The 13,355-nt window shown below is 28.3% G+C and carries 18 protein-coding genes and 2 pseudogenes; 19 read left to right on the forward strand and 1 reads right to left on the reverse strand.

Annotated elements, in window-relative coordinates; translation table 11 throughout:
* The 19 genes and pseudogenes from LEQ07_RS04375 to LEQ07_RS04465 form a co-directional block, all read left to right on the forward strand.
* On the forward strand, positions 1-422 hold a 422-nt coding region (locus LEQ07_RS04375), incomplete at its 5' end, for a methionine adenosyltransferase domain-containing protein (RefSeq protein ID WP_263329675.1).
* A gap of 421 nt (positions 423-843) precedes the next feature.
* The gene (locus tag LEQ07_RS04380; RefSeq protein ID WP_263329676.1) at positions 844-2,424 is read left to right on the forward strand and encodes a methyl-accepting chemotaxis protein; all 1,581 of its coding nucleotides are present in this window, start codon (positions 844-846) and stop codon (positions 2,422-2,424) included.
* 259 nt (positions 2,425-2,683) lie between these two features.
* On the forward strand, positions 2,684-3,013 hold the full coding sequence (locus LEQ07_RS04385; RefSeq protein WP_021430747.1) for a PadR family transcriptional regulator: 330 nt from the start codon (positions 2,684-2,686) through the stop codon (positions 3,011-3,013).
* A gap of 3 nt (positions 3,014-3,016) precedes the next feature.
* On the forward strand, positions 3,017-3,571 hold the full coding sequence (locus tag LEQ07_RS04390) for a permease prefix domain 1-containing protein (protein ID WP_263329679.1): 555 nt from the start codon (positions 3,017-3,019) through the stop codon (positions 3,569-3,571).
* 11 nt (positions 3,572-3,582) lie between these two features.
* Positions 3,583-3,771: a hypothetical protein gene (locus LEQ07_RS04395; protein ID WP_263329680.1), complete on the forward strand. Its 189-nt coding sequence runs from the start codon at positions 3,583-3,585 to the stop codon at positions 3,769-3,771.
* Positions 3,772-3,911: 140 nt separating this feature from the next.
* A complete protein-coding gene (locus LEQ07_RS04400) occupies positions 3,912-4,085 on the forward strand; it encodes a hypothetical protein (RefSeq protein WP_263329681.1) in 174 nt (57 codons plus the stop codon).
* 5 nt (positions 4,086-4,090) lie between these two features.
* Complete coding sequence (locus tag LEQ07_RS04405; protein WP_263329682.1) at positions 4,091-4,825, forward strand: CapA family protein; 735 nt, start codon at positions 4,091-4,093, stop codon at positions 4,823-4,825.
* Positions 4,810-5,328, forward strand: a complete 519-nt coding sequence (locus LEQ07_RS04410) for a hypothetical protein (RefSeq protein WP_263329683.1) — start codon at positions 4,810-4,812, stop codon at positions 5,326-5,328. The genes LEQ07_RS04405 and LEQ07_RS04410 overlap by 16 nt, the downstream gene beginning before the upstream one ends.
* A gap of 31 nt (positions 5,329-5,359) precedes the next feature.
* A complete protein-coding gene (locus tag LEQ07_RS04415; RefSeq protein ID WP_263329684.1) occupies positions 5,360-6,295 on the forward strand; it encodes a metallophosphoesterase in 936 nt (311 codons plus the stop codon).
* A 35-nt stretch (positions 6,296-6,330) separates the two neighbouring features.
* Positions 6,331-6,744, forward strand: a complete 414-nt coding sequence (locus LEQ07_RS04420) for a hypothetical protein (RefSeq protein ID WP_263329685.1) — start codon at positions 6,331-6,333, stop codon at positions 6,742-6,744.
* Positions 6,745-6,935: 191 nt separating this feature from the next.
* Positions 6,936-7,192: pseudogene (locus LEQ07_RS04425) on the forward strand (autorepressor SdpR family transcription factor).
* An 18-nt stretch (positions 7,193-7,210) separates the two neighbouring features.
* On the forward strand, positions 7,211-7,810 hold the full coding sequence (locus tag LEQ07_RS04430) for an SdpI family protein (RefSeq protein WP_263329686.1): 600 nt from the start codon (positions 7,211-7,213) through the stop codon (positions 7,808-7,810).
* A 171-nt stretch (positions 7,811-7,981) separates the two neighbouring features.
* The gene (locus LEQ07_RS04435) at positions 7,982-8,791 is read left to right on the forward strand and encodes a helix-turn-helix domain-containing protein (RefSeq protein WP_263329687.1); all 810 of its coding nucleotides are present in this window, start codon (positions 7,982-7,984) and stop codon (positions 8,789-8,791) included.
* Positions 8,751-9,092, forward strand: coding sequence for a PRD domain-containing protein (locus tag LEQ07_RS04440; RefSeq protein ID WP_263329688.1), 342 nt, complete (start codon positions 8,751-8,753; stop codon positions 9,090-9,092). Before LEQ07_RS04435 ends, LEQ07_RS04440 begins: the two co-directional genes overlap by 41 nt.
* A gap of 38 nt (positions 9,093-9,130) precedes the next feature.
* Positions 9,131-9,997, forward strand: a complete 867-nt coding sequence (locus LEQ07_RS04445) for a PTS sugar transporter subunit IIA (RefSeq protein ID WP_263329689.1) — start codon at positions 9,131-9,133, stop codon at positions 9,995-9,997.
* Between the two features lie 17 nt (positions 9,998-10,014).
* Positions 10,015-10,416, forward strand: a complete 402-nt coding sequence (locus LEQ07_RS04450; protein ID WP_263329690.1) for a PTS sugar transporter subunit IIA — start codon at positions 10,015-10,017, stop codon at positions 10,414-10,416.
* 1 nt (position 10,417) lies between these two features.
* Entirely contained in the window at positions 10,418-10,690 is a 273-nt protein-coding gene (locus LEQ07_RS04455; protein ID WP_021430754.1) for a PTS sugar transporter subunit IIB, read from the forward strand.
* Positions 10,691-10,717: 27 nt separating this feature from the next.
* A pseudogene (locus tag LEQ07_RS04460) lies at positions 10,718-12,081 on the forward strand (PTS ascorbate transporter subunit IIC).
* Positions 12,082-12,196: 115 nt separating this feature from the next.
* Positions 12,197-12,670 (forward strand): hypothetical protein, encoded by a 474-nt coding sequence (locus LEQ07_RS04465; RefSeq protein ID WP_046824188.1) that lies wholly within the window; start codon positions 12,197-12,199, stop codon positions 12,668-12,670.
* Positions 12,671-12,808: 138 nt separating this feature from the next.
* Here the strand turns inward: LEQ07_RS04465 and LEQ07_RS04470 are convergent, their stop codons facing one another.
* Positions 12,809-13,345, reverse strand: coding sequence for a GNAT family N-acetyltransferase (locus LEQ07_RS04470; protein WP_263329691.1), 537 nt, complete (start codon positions 13,343-13,345; stop codon positions 12,809-12,811).
* Positions 13,346-13,355 lie beyond the last annotated feature (10 nt).

Raw genomic sequence — 13,355 nt, forward strand, 5'->3', positions numbered from 1 at the left:
AGATAATAATAGATACTTACGGTGGATACTCAAGACATGGAGGAGGAGCTTTCTCAGGAAAAGATCCTACAAAGGTTGATAGATCAGCAGCATATGCTGCAAGATACGTTGCTAAAAATATAGTAGCAGCAGGACTTGCAGACAAATGTGAAATAGAATTAGCTTATGCTATAGGTGTTGCTAGACCATTATCTGTATTGATAGATACATTTGGAACTGGAAAAGTAAGTGAAGAATTACTTGTTGACTTAGTTAATAAGAACTTTGATTTAAGACCAGGAGCAATAATAAGAGACTTAGACTTAAGAAAGCCTATGTATAAAAATGTTGCAGCTTATGGACACTTTGGTAGAACTGACTTAGATTTACCATGGGAAAGAACTGATAAAGCTGAAACTTTAAAATCACAAGCAAATATATAGATAGTATAGATTGGGAATATATATAACGTTTCGTCATGTTATATATATTCCCTTAGCTATTTCTTAAATCAAGTTACATTTAGGGGACATAAATAAAAATAAGGCATTGCACTATGTGCAATGCCTTATTTTGTTAAAGTATTCCAGTTTTTAGCCGTATATAAGTAGATGGTATCAAATTAGCTATATTTTAGAAGTTATTATACTTCTTTTTAAGAAAAGCTATCATAATCAACAGAGGACAGGGAGGAAAATATATGAAATTAAAAAACTTAAAAATAGGACAAAAGTTAGGGTTAGCATTTGTTATTTTATTAGTTTTTACAGCATTATCAAATTTATTTTAATAAGTAACTTAAAAAAATCTACGGATAGAAGCGATCAATTATTTGATGGTCCTTTTCAAGTAACCAATGAATCTATGAGTATTAGACGGGATTTAGCATCGATAGATCAAATTACTATGAACTCTATTGCAGGAAATAAATCAGAGGAACTTGAAGCTTTGGTACAAAAAGATTTTGAAAATATTGATAAAAGTATGGATGTACTTAGAAAAAAAACTTTAGGTGATAAAAAATTAGTTGAGGATCTTGGAACATCTTTAGAAACATTAAAAAGAGAAAATGGAAATCTATATTCACTTATACATCAAGGTAAAGCAAAAGAAGCAGAACACATTGCAGTAACATCTGGAAGTGTATATTATAATGCTTATGATACATGTATAAATACGGCAAAGGCTATATACGAAAATGAAAAAGCTCGTAGTGTAGAATTCAATAAAGAGATAAAAGAAAGATCATCAAAAGCTATTAAATCTTCTGTAGTAATAAGTGTAGTTGTTATCTTATCAGGTCTTGGTATATGCATATTTATAACAAAGAAATTACAAAATCCAATCAAAGAATTAGAATCTGCTGCAAATAAAATGGCAGATGGAGATTTTGATATAGATATTGAGTATGAATCAAAAGATGAATTAGGTTCATTATCAGATAGCATGCGTCAAATGAGTAGTAAGACAAAAGAGATTATAATGGATACTACACACGTATTAGAAGAAGTTGCATCTGGAAACTTTGATGTTGAAACTAGTACTGAATACGTGGGAGTGTTCAAAGTAATAGAAAGTTCTATTTTAAAAATAACTAAAGATCTAAGTGAAATAATGTTACAAATAAACTTAGCATCAGAAGAAGTTGAAGGGGCATCAAATCAAGTATCAAGTGGATCACAACTTTTAGCACAAGGTGCTACAGAACAAGCAAGTGCAGTGGAAGAATTATCTGCAACTATAGCAGAAATATCAGATAAAATTAAAGAAAATGCTGATAATGCAAAAAAAGCAAATTCATTAATGTTAAATTCAAGTAAGCAAGTTAAAGAAGGAAATGACCAAATGACTCATATGATAAAAGCCATGGAAGAAATATCATTTACTTCTAATGAGATAGCTAGAATAATAAAAACAATAGATGACATAGCATTCCAAACTAATATATTAGCATTAAATGCAGCAGTAGAAGCGGCTCGTGCAGGAGAAGCTGGTAAAGGATTTGCTGTTGTTGCAGATGAAGTTAGAAATCTAGCGTCTAAATCAGCTGAGGCTGCAAAAAATACAGCTACACTTATTGAAAATTCAATAGAAGCCGTTGATAAAGGTAATGAAATAGTGGAAAATACAGCTGATTCATTCAAGAGAATAATAAATACAACAAATAGAACAACTGCAGTAGTTAATGATATAGCAAAAACATCTGAAGATGAAGCTAACGCGATAAATCAAGTTACACTAGGAGTAGATCAAATATCTGAAGTAGTTCAAACAAATTCAGCAACTTCAGAGGAAAGTGCAGCTGCTAGTGAAGAATTAAGTGGACAAGCACAAATGTTAAAATCACTTATAGAAAGATTTAAGTTAAAAAGTGTAAATAGTTCAAGTAAAAATATAAACTTTGAAGAAGAACTAGATAATTATTTTGAAGCTAAAAATGTTTAAATGTAGTTAACTTAATGTGATGTTATATCTAGTACCTTCCTGCACTAAAGCCTAAAAGCTGGCTTTAACGGTTAGTCAGGTTCTAGATATAACATACTTGTAGGAAAAGTTACACTAAATTTTATTGAAGGTGTCGTGGGGTTGCGACACCTTTTATTTTTGTGTTTTGAAATTACACTTGCAATACGAGGTATTTTGATTTACTATATTTATGTAACTACATCGTATAGTGAGGTATTTAATGAACGGAGGTGATTTTATGGAATTAAATAAAGAAGTTTTAAAAGGGCATATAGATACATTAATTTTAGCTATTTTAGATGAAAAAGATTCTTATGGATATGAAATAGCTAAAATTGTTAGGGATAAAACTACATTTGAATTAAAAGATGGAACAATGTATGTTTCTCTTAAAAGATTAGAAACAAAAGGATTGATAAAATCTTACTGGGGAAATGAACAAGGGGCAGGAAGTAGAAGAAAGTATTACAACATAACTGATGAAGGTAGAACCGCTTTAGATATAAAAATACAAGAGTGGGATTTTGTCCAAAACATAATGAATCAATTTTTAAAGGGGAGAAAATAAGTTATGAAAATTATTGATGAATATTTAAAGTCATTATATAAAAATGATAAAAGTAAGGAAGTAAAAGAGTTAAAAGAAGAATTAAGGGAGCATTTAATAACATCAACTAATGAATTTATTGATAATGGATACTCAGAAGAAGATGCGCAAAGGGAAGCTATAAATCAATTTGATGGTGGAACTGAAATGCTAAAAGATTTACATAAATCGCTTAAGGAAAGTAAAAAGGATAATGAAAAATTAAATAAAAGAATGATAAATATATTCAAAAATACAGCTATACTAGCTTTAATAGTATGTTTGTCGATGATGGTGTTTGGAGGTCGTATAAATGATAATATTAATTATATACGAGATATTATAGACCTTAAGTTAGATATTATAGTAAGTGAAAAAGACCTATATAATCCAAAAACCTATGAAAAAGAATTTAATGATTTACTTAATACTAAAGAGTTTAATGATGTAAGATATTTAGAAATATATACAGCTGGAAATGAAAAGGTTCTATATAAACATACAGATAAAAATATAAAAAAGAAGAGCTTATTAATATAGGTGGAAATACAATGGGGCTTACCTCAAAAGGAGAAAGAGGCGGATTTAATGTAGGAATAGACTATACTCTATTATCAACAATTCATATTATTTTTGGATGCTCATTTTATATAGGAATAGCTTCAGCTATTATTTATATAGCTTTACTTATAAAATTTAAGTATGCATTTAGAAAAAAATTAATTTATAGAAAAGTTTAATCTATAAAACTAATTGGAGGTGTCGAAGGATTACGACACCTTTTTTGTTGAATTGTTAGAATATTAAGTTAAAAGGTAATTAAGAAAATATGGTGAATAATTAATAATATTGGTAAAAAATGACAAATAAGGGGTGCATTATGAATAAAAAAATATTTGGAGGATTATTAATAACAAGTATGTTATTAATATCGGGGTGTACATCTACTAAAACTACAGATGTAAATATATTAGCGACTACAGATTTACATGGAGTACTTCCAAATGAATTAAGTGAATATGTAGCAAATGAAAAAAGAAAGATAAAAATATAACATTAGTGGATGCTGGTGATTTTTGTGATAGTGAATTCGGGGTATCTGGGGATATGGAAAAATTCTTTGAACAGACAGGGAAGGATAGGTTAGAGAATAATATACAATATAGGGACATGCCTTTAGCAAAAGAAATGAAGGATATCGGATATGACACTGTAACTCTTGGAAATCATGAGTTTTTAGGAAGTAAAAAAGAATTAGATAATATGATAACTAGCTTTGAAAAACAAGGTGTAAGTGTCTTGTCAGCAAATACATATAAATCAAATGGAGAAAGTTATACAAAGCCTTATGTAATAAAAGAAGTAGAAACTCCAGAGGGAACTGTAAAATTAGGAATACTGGGACTTACTATAAAGGAAGTTGGAGAAAGTAAATACTGGGATGGGGAAAAGTTAGTAGAAAATAAATCTTTGGAACTTAAAGATCAAGCTGGTTTTAAGGGAGAACTGTATATGACAGACTTAGTGGAAGATGCTAAAAAATGGGTCAAAGTCATGAAAGAAAAGGATAAAGCTGATGTTATAGTAGCTGTTGCTCACACTGGGGAGAAACCTAAAAAACCAAGACACCCAGGGAATAGAATCCAAGATTTAGCTACCCAAGTTGATGGTATAGATGCAATTGTAGCAGGGCACAACCATGTTCAAATTAAACAAAATGATTATAAAAATAAATCAGGAGAGAAAGTTATAGTAACAGAACCTGGAAAACATGGAGAGTGTATCTCAAAATAAATTTAAAGCTAGAAAAAGATGGAGACAAATGGGAAGTTATTGATAAATCAAGTGATATAGTTCAATTTGAAAAAAGTAAAAAAGCTTTAAATGAGATGTGTAACAACATAGGTATATTTGGATCTGTATTATTTGATAAAAAAGATAATTTAGGAGAAGAAATAAGTTTTGGTAAAACTATGAAGTTTAAGTGGAATAAACTATATGTGTTTAGTCCAAAAACACCAAGAGAAAAAATTTATAATACAGTTGGATATAAATTTTTAAATATTGCTGAAAGTAATGAACCACAGTTAGTATTTATGAATGGAAATGAAGTTGTCTTATACATGAGTGGAGAGGAAAGGTGTGCACCATATAGCTTTGATTTTAAAAAATCAGATTTTAATGATGGAGTTTTAACTATTAGATCTGATAAAAATGACTGTTTTAGAATGGAAGAAGGAGAAGAAAATACATATACTAATAGTCCTACGATTAAGTTTGTTTATACATCTAAGTAGAATTAAGATTAAGAGAGGGTTTTGAGATTTTATGAATAAAAAATTATTATATATAACTATAGGAATAGTTGCAATTTTTATAGGTGGATGCACATCTACAAAAACGACAAATATAAGTGTATTAGCTACCACTGACTTACATGGAATTTTACCATATGAGTTAAGTGATTATGTTAAAAATGAAAAAAAGAAAGACAAGAATGTTACTTTAGTTGATGCAGGAGATTTCTTTGACTTAGGGTTTGGAGCATCTGATGATATGAATAGATATTTTGATAAACGTAGAGAAAATAGAAATATTGAAAAATACATAGAAGCACCTATAACAAAGGAAATGAAAGATATAGGGTATGATGCAGTAGTTCTTGGAAACCATGAATTTGTATCTAATAATAAGTTTTACCTAGACAATTTAATATCTGATTTTGAAAAACAAAAAATAGATGTATTATCAGCAAATGCATATAAAAATAACGGAGATAATTATACAAAACCATATGTTATAAAAGAAATAAATACTCCACAAGGTACTGTGAAATTAGGAATTTTAGGGCTTACAATAAAAGAAGTTGGAGAAGGGGATGTAGAATTAAAAGATTTACCAAATTACAAACAAGAACTATATATGACAGACTTGGTGGAAGATGCTAAAAAATGGGTTAAAGTCATGAAAGAAAAAGACAAAGCTGATATTATCGTGGCTGTTGCTCACACTGGAGAAAAGCCTAAAAAACCAAGACACCCAGGAAATAGAATACAAGATTTAGCTACTCAAGTTGATGATATAGATGCAATTGTGGCAGGGCATAACCATGTTCAAATTAAACAGCATGATTATAAAAATAAAGCTGGTGAAAAAGTTATAGTAACAGAACCTGGTAAGCATGGTGAATGCATATCTAAGATAAATTTCAATATAGAAAAACTAAAGATGGATGGGATGTTGTTGATAAGTCCAGTGAAATAGTCCAGTTTGAAAAAAGTAAGAAAGAATTAGAAGATATGTGTAATAATCCAGGAAATTTACATATTAAAATTATGGATTTAAGTGAAGATGTAAAAGAAACGAGCATATCAAGTTTAAAACCTTTTGAATGGGACAAGGCATATGCATTTAAGATAGGAACTCCAAAAGAAGAAATATATAAAACTATTGGATATAAGTTCTTAAATATTGGGGAATCAGAAGTTGGAGAGTTTAATCAAGTTGCTTTTATGAAAGAAAACAAAGTAGTATGTTTCTTATATGGGAACAAAGAAATGACTGGATTTGGCATAAACTTTAATGATAATGATTTTAAAGGAAATGTTTTAGAAATTATCCCTGGGAAGAATGACAAGTTTTCAATTGATAGAAGTGAAAAAGAACCTTTATATGGACTTCCTATAGTTAACTTAAATTATGTAGGACAATAAGATGCTTATAAAAAAGATATCACATATTACTTAGTGTGATATCTTTTTCTGCGTTTAAGAAAATTACTTTGATAAAAAAAGTTGATAGAATATGATATTCAGTAGGTATTGCAATTTAAAAGTAACTAGAATATAATAAATATATAGATATTTAACTAATTAGCTAAATATATAAAGGAAGGAATACATTTATGGGAAAAGTGTTTAAAGCTTTAAGTGATGAAACTAGAAGAGAAATTTTAAAACTTTTGAATAAACAGGATTTAAGTGCAGGGGAGATATCTAACCGCTTGACATGTCAAAACCATCTATATCCAAACATTTGGATATTCTAAGAGATGCAGAACTTATAAGTTCTGAAAAGAAGGGACAGTTTGTAATTTATTCTATAAATACTTCTGTAATTCAAGAAGTTTTAGGGAATTTTTTAGATATATTTCAAAAATAATAAAGGGGGAATGTATATATGAAAAAGATTGATATTACAGGGATAGTGCTTTCTATAGCATCGTTATTAATTATAATTTGGGGAACAATAGCACCAGAAAATAATTTGAGTTTTACTGTTGTTGTAGCACTTGCTATTATTTCAATGATAATTTTAGACATCAAAGCATCAAAGGTATCAAATCTATCAGAAGGAAATCCTAAAATTAAGACTATGAGATTTTTGAATAGACTTAGTATGTTAGTTTTTGTAGGGTTTTACTTATTGACTATTATGCCATCAACTAAGGATTTATTAAACTTAAAAAATAATGATATGGTGATAGTTACTTTGGTATCTATTCTAATTATGGTATTTGGGAATTCTGCACCTAAAATACCATTTAATAGATATTTAGGATTAAGACTTCCTTGGACTATAAGAGATGAAGATACTTGGAAATTAGCTCATAAAATTTTAGGATATATTTCTTTTCCAATAGCAATTATTATGTTTATATCAGCATTTTTCTTTAAAATAGAAACATCTTCAACTATATGCATATTGTTGTGGATAATAATCCCAGGGGCGTATTCATTTATATTTTATTATAAAAAAATGAAGGGCTTAAAAGTATAAAAAATACCTATCAAATTTGATAGGTATTTTTATATTTTTGATTTAAATAAATTGTGGATATAGGTTAATATATTAAGATGAGTACAAAAATTTGCATAAAAAATGTGCGTATATTTTGTCTTTTGTGCAAAAATAAAAAGTTATATAATGAACTTAAGAAAGGAAGAACATATGAAACTTAATAAAAGACTAGAAGATATATTAGATATACTTATGAATCATGAATATGTAAAGATTGAAAAAATAGTTAAGTTATTAAATATTTCTAGAAGAACAGTTTATTACGATATTTCAAAAATTAATGATCATATAAAAAAATATAATTTGGAAATATCGAATGTAAGAAACTTAGGTTATCATATAAGCTCAGAAGATAAAGATAAGATAAGAAAGGTGCTTAAGTACTCTAAAGATGACTACATATTATCTTCAGAAGAAAGATGCATAAGTATAATAATCGATTTATTTTTATCTTTAGAAAAATTAACAATAGAAAGATATTGTAACAAGCTTTTAGTAAGCAGAAACACTGTTTTAAACGATATCAAAAATGTTAGAGAATATATAAGTAAATATAAATTAGAATTAGAAGCTAAAAATGGATATAAGTTAGTTGGAAGCAATAATTCTAAAAGATATCTATTTATAAATTTATACAATGAATACAATTATTTTTTCGATGAATACGGGTATATGCAAGTGTTTGAAGATATGAAGTCTTTGATGAAAGAAGAAGATTTAAATATTTTAAAAAATACTAACGCAAATTATATACTTATGTATTTAGCAATTTTTTATAAAAACTATTATGTAAAAAATAAAGATACTATAACCTTTAAAAATGAAGATAAGAATTTCTTAGAGAGTTTGGACTCTCACAAAGAGGTTAAAAGATTATTAAATATAATTAGAAAAGTCCTAAACAATGATATTGATGAAGATGAAGTATATTATATACAAACGTTTTTTTACAAAAGATGAAGATATAAGAAACTATTTTTATCAAAATGAACTTAATAGTAAATATATTCTTCCTGTTAATATGATGGTAAAAGAGTTTGAAAAGATTTCTTGTATATCAATAGAAGATTATGATGTGTTATCTAAAAATATATTAAACCATCTTATACCTTCTATATTTAAAATAAGGTATGGAATTTACTACTTAAACTTAATAAAAAGTGAAGTAAAGCAAAAGTATAAATCAATATATCAATTTACAAAACAAGTTGTAAAAACTATTGAGAAAAACTTAGATATATATTTAATGATGATGAGATAGCATATATAGCTATGTACTTTGGAGGATATAGTTCAAAAATGGGAGTTGAAATTAAAATTCCTAAAATTGTTATAGTATGTAATTCAGGCATGGCAACTTCACAGCTTCTTAAAAATCAGATAGAGCAGTTATTTGATTTGATAGAAATTCAAGATATATTGTCTCTGGAGAATTTTGAAAATTATGAAAAGTACTATGATTTTGCTATAACTACTGTTGACTTAAACCAAAAACAAGCTATAAAGGTAAATCCTATACTTACAGATTTAGATAAGCAAAATTTACTTTCTCAAATATCAAATACGCAATCTGTATTTAATTTTGAACAAGAGTTTATAAATAAAATTATAAATGGAGTAGAAAAATACGCGACTATTTCAAATAAGGAAAAGTTAAGAGAAGAAATTAAAAACATTGTAATTTCTTCTAGAGAAAAAGGAAAAAGCTATAAAGCAACATTAAGAGAACTTCTAAATGAGGATACTATTTATTTAAACCAAGAAGCAGCAAATTGGGAAGACGCAATAAGAGTTAGTGCGAATCCACTAAAGGATTTAGGATATGTTAAAGATTCTTATATACAGGCTATGATAGAAAATGTAAGAAAATTAGGGCCATATATAGTTATAGCTCCAAAGGTTGCGATGCCACATGCAAGACCAGAAGATGGAGTAAATAAAGTTAGCATGACTCTTACAACATTTAAAGAAGAAATTTATTTTTCTGGGAAAGAGCAACATAAAGTTAAGATTCTTATAAGCTTAGCTCCAAAAGATAATCAAACACATATAAAAGCACTTGCCTGTCTGACTAAAATGCTTAGTAAAAAAGAAAATATAGATAAAATTTTAAATAGTAAAGATAAAGATGAAGTTTTAGAAGTTATAAATAAATACTCAAGATAAGCAAGGGGGGGTAAGAGATGATAGTTAAAGTTTTAGACAATGTAAATGACTATAAAGAAGCTATCAAAATTACTTGTGATATTTTACAAAAAAGGGATTCAATAAATGATTCTTATTATGAAGCAATATTAAACAAAATTGATGAATTTGGATCATATTTTTGCATAGCACCTAAAATTGCAATGCCGCATGCAAGACCAGAAGATGGAGCATTAAAAACAGATTTATGCTTGTTGAAGTTAAATAAACCAGTAGATTTTTTAGGCAAAGAAGTTAGTTTATTTTTCACTTTAAGTGCAATTGATAGTAGCTCACATCTAGAAATTATGCAAAAGGTTGCCAAGGTATGTATGGATCAAAATAAATTAAATACAATATTAAATTTAAATAATGAAAAAGAGATAATGGAGGTAATGTAGTATGAATAGAATAATGGCAGTTTGTGGATCAGGATTAGGATCAAGTTTTATGGTAGAGATGAATGTTAATGAAGTATTAAGTGAACTAGGATTAAGTGGATATGAAGTTTCTCATAGTTCTTTAGCAGATGCAACAGCTGATCAGGCAGATATATTTATAACAGCAAGAGACTTAGAAGATAGTGCATCTCACTTACCGAACTTAATAGTTTTAGATGCATTATTTGACAAAGATGAATTAAAAGCTAAATTACAAGAAAAATTAGGTTGCTAGAACCTAAATAAAGAGGGGGCATCATAGATGAGTGGTTTTTTAAAAGTAACTATCGACTTTTTATCTGAGCCATCAGTGCTTGTAGGATTTATAGTTTTAGTAGGGCTTTTATTACAAAAGAAGCCTATTGAAGATATAATAAAAGGAACTTTAAAGGCTATGGTTGGATTTGTTGTAATAGCAGCTTCAGCAGGTATAATAGCAGGTTCACTAGAACCATTTGGTAAAATGTTTGAGTATGGATTTAATGTAAGTGGAGTTATACCTAATAATGAGGCAGTAGTTGCACTTGCTATGGATAAATTCGGTACAGCTACAGCTCTTATAATGACATTTGGTATGATAGTAAATATTCTTATAGCTAGATTTACGAAATTTAAATATATATTTTTAACAGGACATCATACATTATTTATGGCTTGTATGATAGCTGTTATATTAATATCAGGTAGAATGAGTGGAACTCACTTAATATTTACGGGTTCACTTGCACTAGGACTTTTAATGGTAATTTCTCCTGCTATATGCCAACCTTTCATGAAAAGATAACTAAAAATGACTCAGTAGCACTTGGTCACTTTTCATCAGTTGGATATGCGATATCTGCATCAATAGGAAAGGCTGTTGGAAAAAATTCAAAATCAACAGAGGAAATGAAAGTTCCTAAGTCTTTAAGTTTCTTAAGAGATTCAGCAGTTTCTATATCAATAACTATGTTAATTCTATATATAGTAGTTGCACTTGTTGCAGGACCTAAGTTTATTGAATCAGAGTTATCAGGTGGTAAAAACTTTATAGTATTTTCAATGATACAAGCATTAACTTTCGCAGCAGGATTTATATTAATCCAAAATGGAGTTAGATTAGTTTTAAATGAGATAGTTCCTGCATTTAAAGGAATAGCTAGCAAACTAGTGCCTAATTCAAAACCAGCACTTGATTGTCCTATAGTTTTCCCTTATGCACCAAATGCAGTATTAATAGGATTTTTAAGTTCATTCATCGGAGGTATAGTTTCGATGTTAGCTCTTGCAGCAGCAGGACTTGTAATAATAATACCAGGGGTTGTGCCTCACTTCTTCACAGGAGCTACAGCAGGAGTATTTGGAAACTCAACAGGTGGTAGAAAAGGAGCTGTAATTGGAGCTTTTGTAAATGGAGTAATAATATCACTATTACCAGTAGCATTACTTCCTGTACTTGGTAGTTTAGGTGTTGCAAACTCTACTTTCTCAGATGGAGATTTTGGAGTAGCTGGAATATTCTTAGGTAAGGTACAAGCTTTAGTTGGAGGATATGGACTTACAGCAGTGCTTTTAGGAATACTTGTAATACTAGTTATTTTAACAATTAGCTCTAATAAAGATAAATCATCAAAAATAGAAAATTAATTAAAAAAGCCTATTAAAATTTATTTTAATAGGCTTTTAAATATATATTTATTGAAAAAGCGTATTAGATTATATACTATTTAAAATATATATTAAGTTAGGGGGATGTTGTGGAATGAACAATGAAAATAAATATAGCATAGATAATATATCAAAAAACTTAATTGAGAATTATGATGCAGAAGAAATTACACTAGAGGATTTTTTTAATATGGATGAAAACAATGAAGACTATAGTTTTGAAGATATTTCAAAAATTTACAAAATAGATAATGTGGGTGTTATTGAAAAACTATTAAGTGAAGAAGAAAAAGCACAAATAGAATTGACTATAGAACATCTAAATAATATAGATAATGATGATTCTTCCTATTTAGATAAAATAAGTACTGGACAGTTAATTATCATAGTTCTTGAGAGTAAAGATAAAGTTAATTTATCAGGATTTATAATGGAGGGAAATGGTCAAGCTTTATTTGACTATTTAACAGATTTAATTGGAAATGATGTAAAAAAAGAATTTAACAAATTAGATGAAATTATTGAGGAATTAAAAGAATTTAAGCCATATGGAAAATACTTCAAATAGAGAGAGAAAACGAGTATAGTTAAGTCATTAATTGTATTAGTGATAAGTGCGTTATAGTTATTGAAGAAACACTTAAAGACTGAACTTCAAGTCTTTGTGTGAATGAAATAACTATAACGTACTTATCTAAAGTAAAATTTAATCTATGTACAACCCCATAGCTATAGTATTGTAATAAACACCATTTACACGTATATCTTTCTTCAATAGTCCTTCTTTTTCAAACCCGAACTTTTCGTAAAGTTTTACGCCTCTAATATTATCTTCTCTAACTAAAAGGTTGATTTTCTTTGTTATTTTATTAGATTTGGCCCAGTCGATAAGATAAGCCATAATCTCACTTCCAAGACCTATACCCCAATATTTTTTTCGAATACTTATTCCTAAGGTTCCATTGTGCTTCATTCTTTCCTTTTGAACAGAAGTAATAGAAGCTATTCCAACGATTTCATCTTCTATAATAATTAGTACATTTTTAGAATTATCCATACTATTTATTCTTTCGATATAATCTTGCTCTGCCTCTACGCTCATTGAAAATTCATTTTTACCAAAGGTTATAAAATCACTTTCACCACCTATTATATTTAGGTAGTCTATCATTGCTTGAGCATCTTCTTTTATTGGTGATCTTAAAATTGCAGTTTTACCATTTTTTAATTTAATTTCTTTCATATAAAACCTC

Origin of the sequence: Paraclostridium sp. AKS73 (assembly GCF_025671395.1) — a bacterium.
Lineage (GTDB): Bacteria > Bacillota > Clostridia > Peptostreptococcales > Peptostreptococcaceae > Paraclostridium > Paraclostridium benzoelyticum.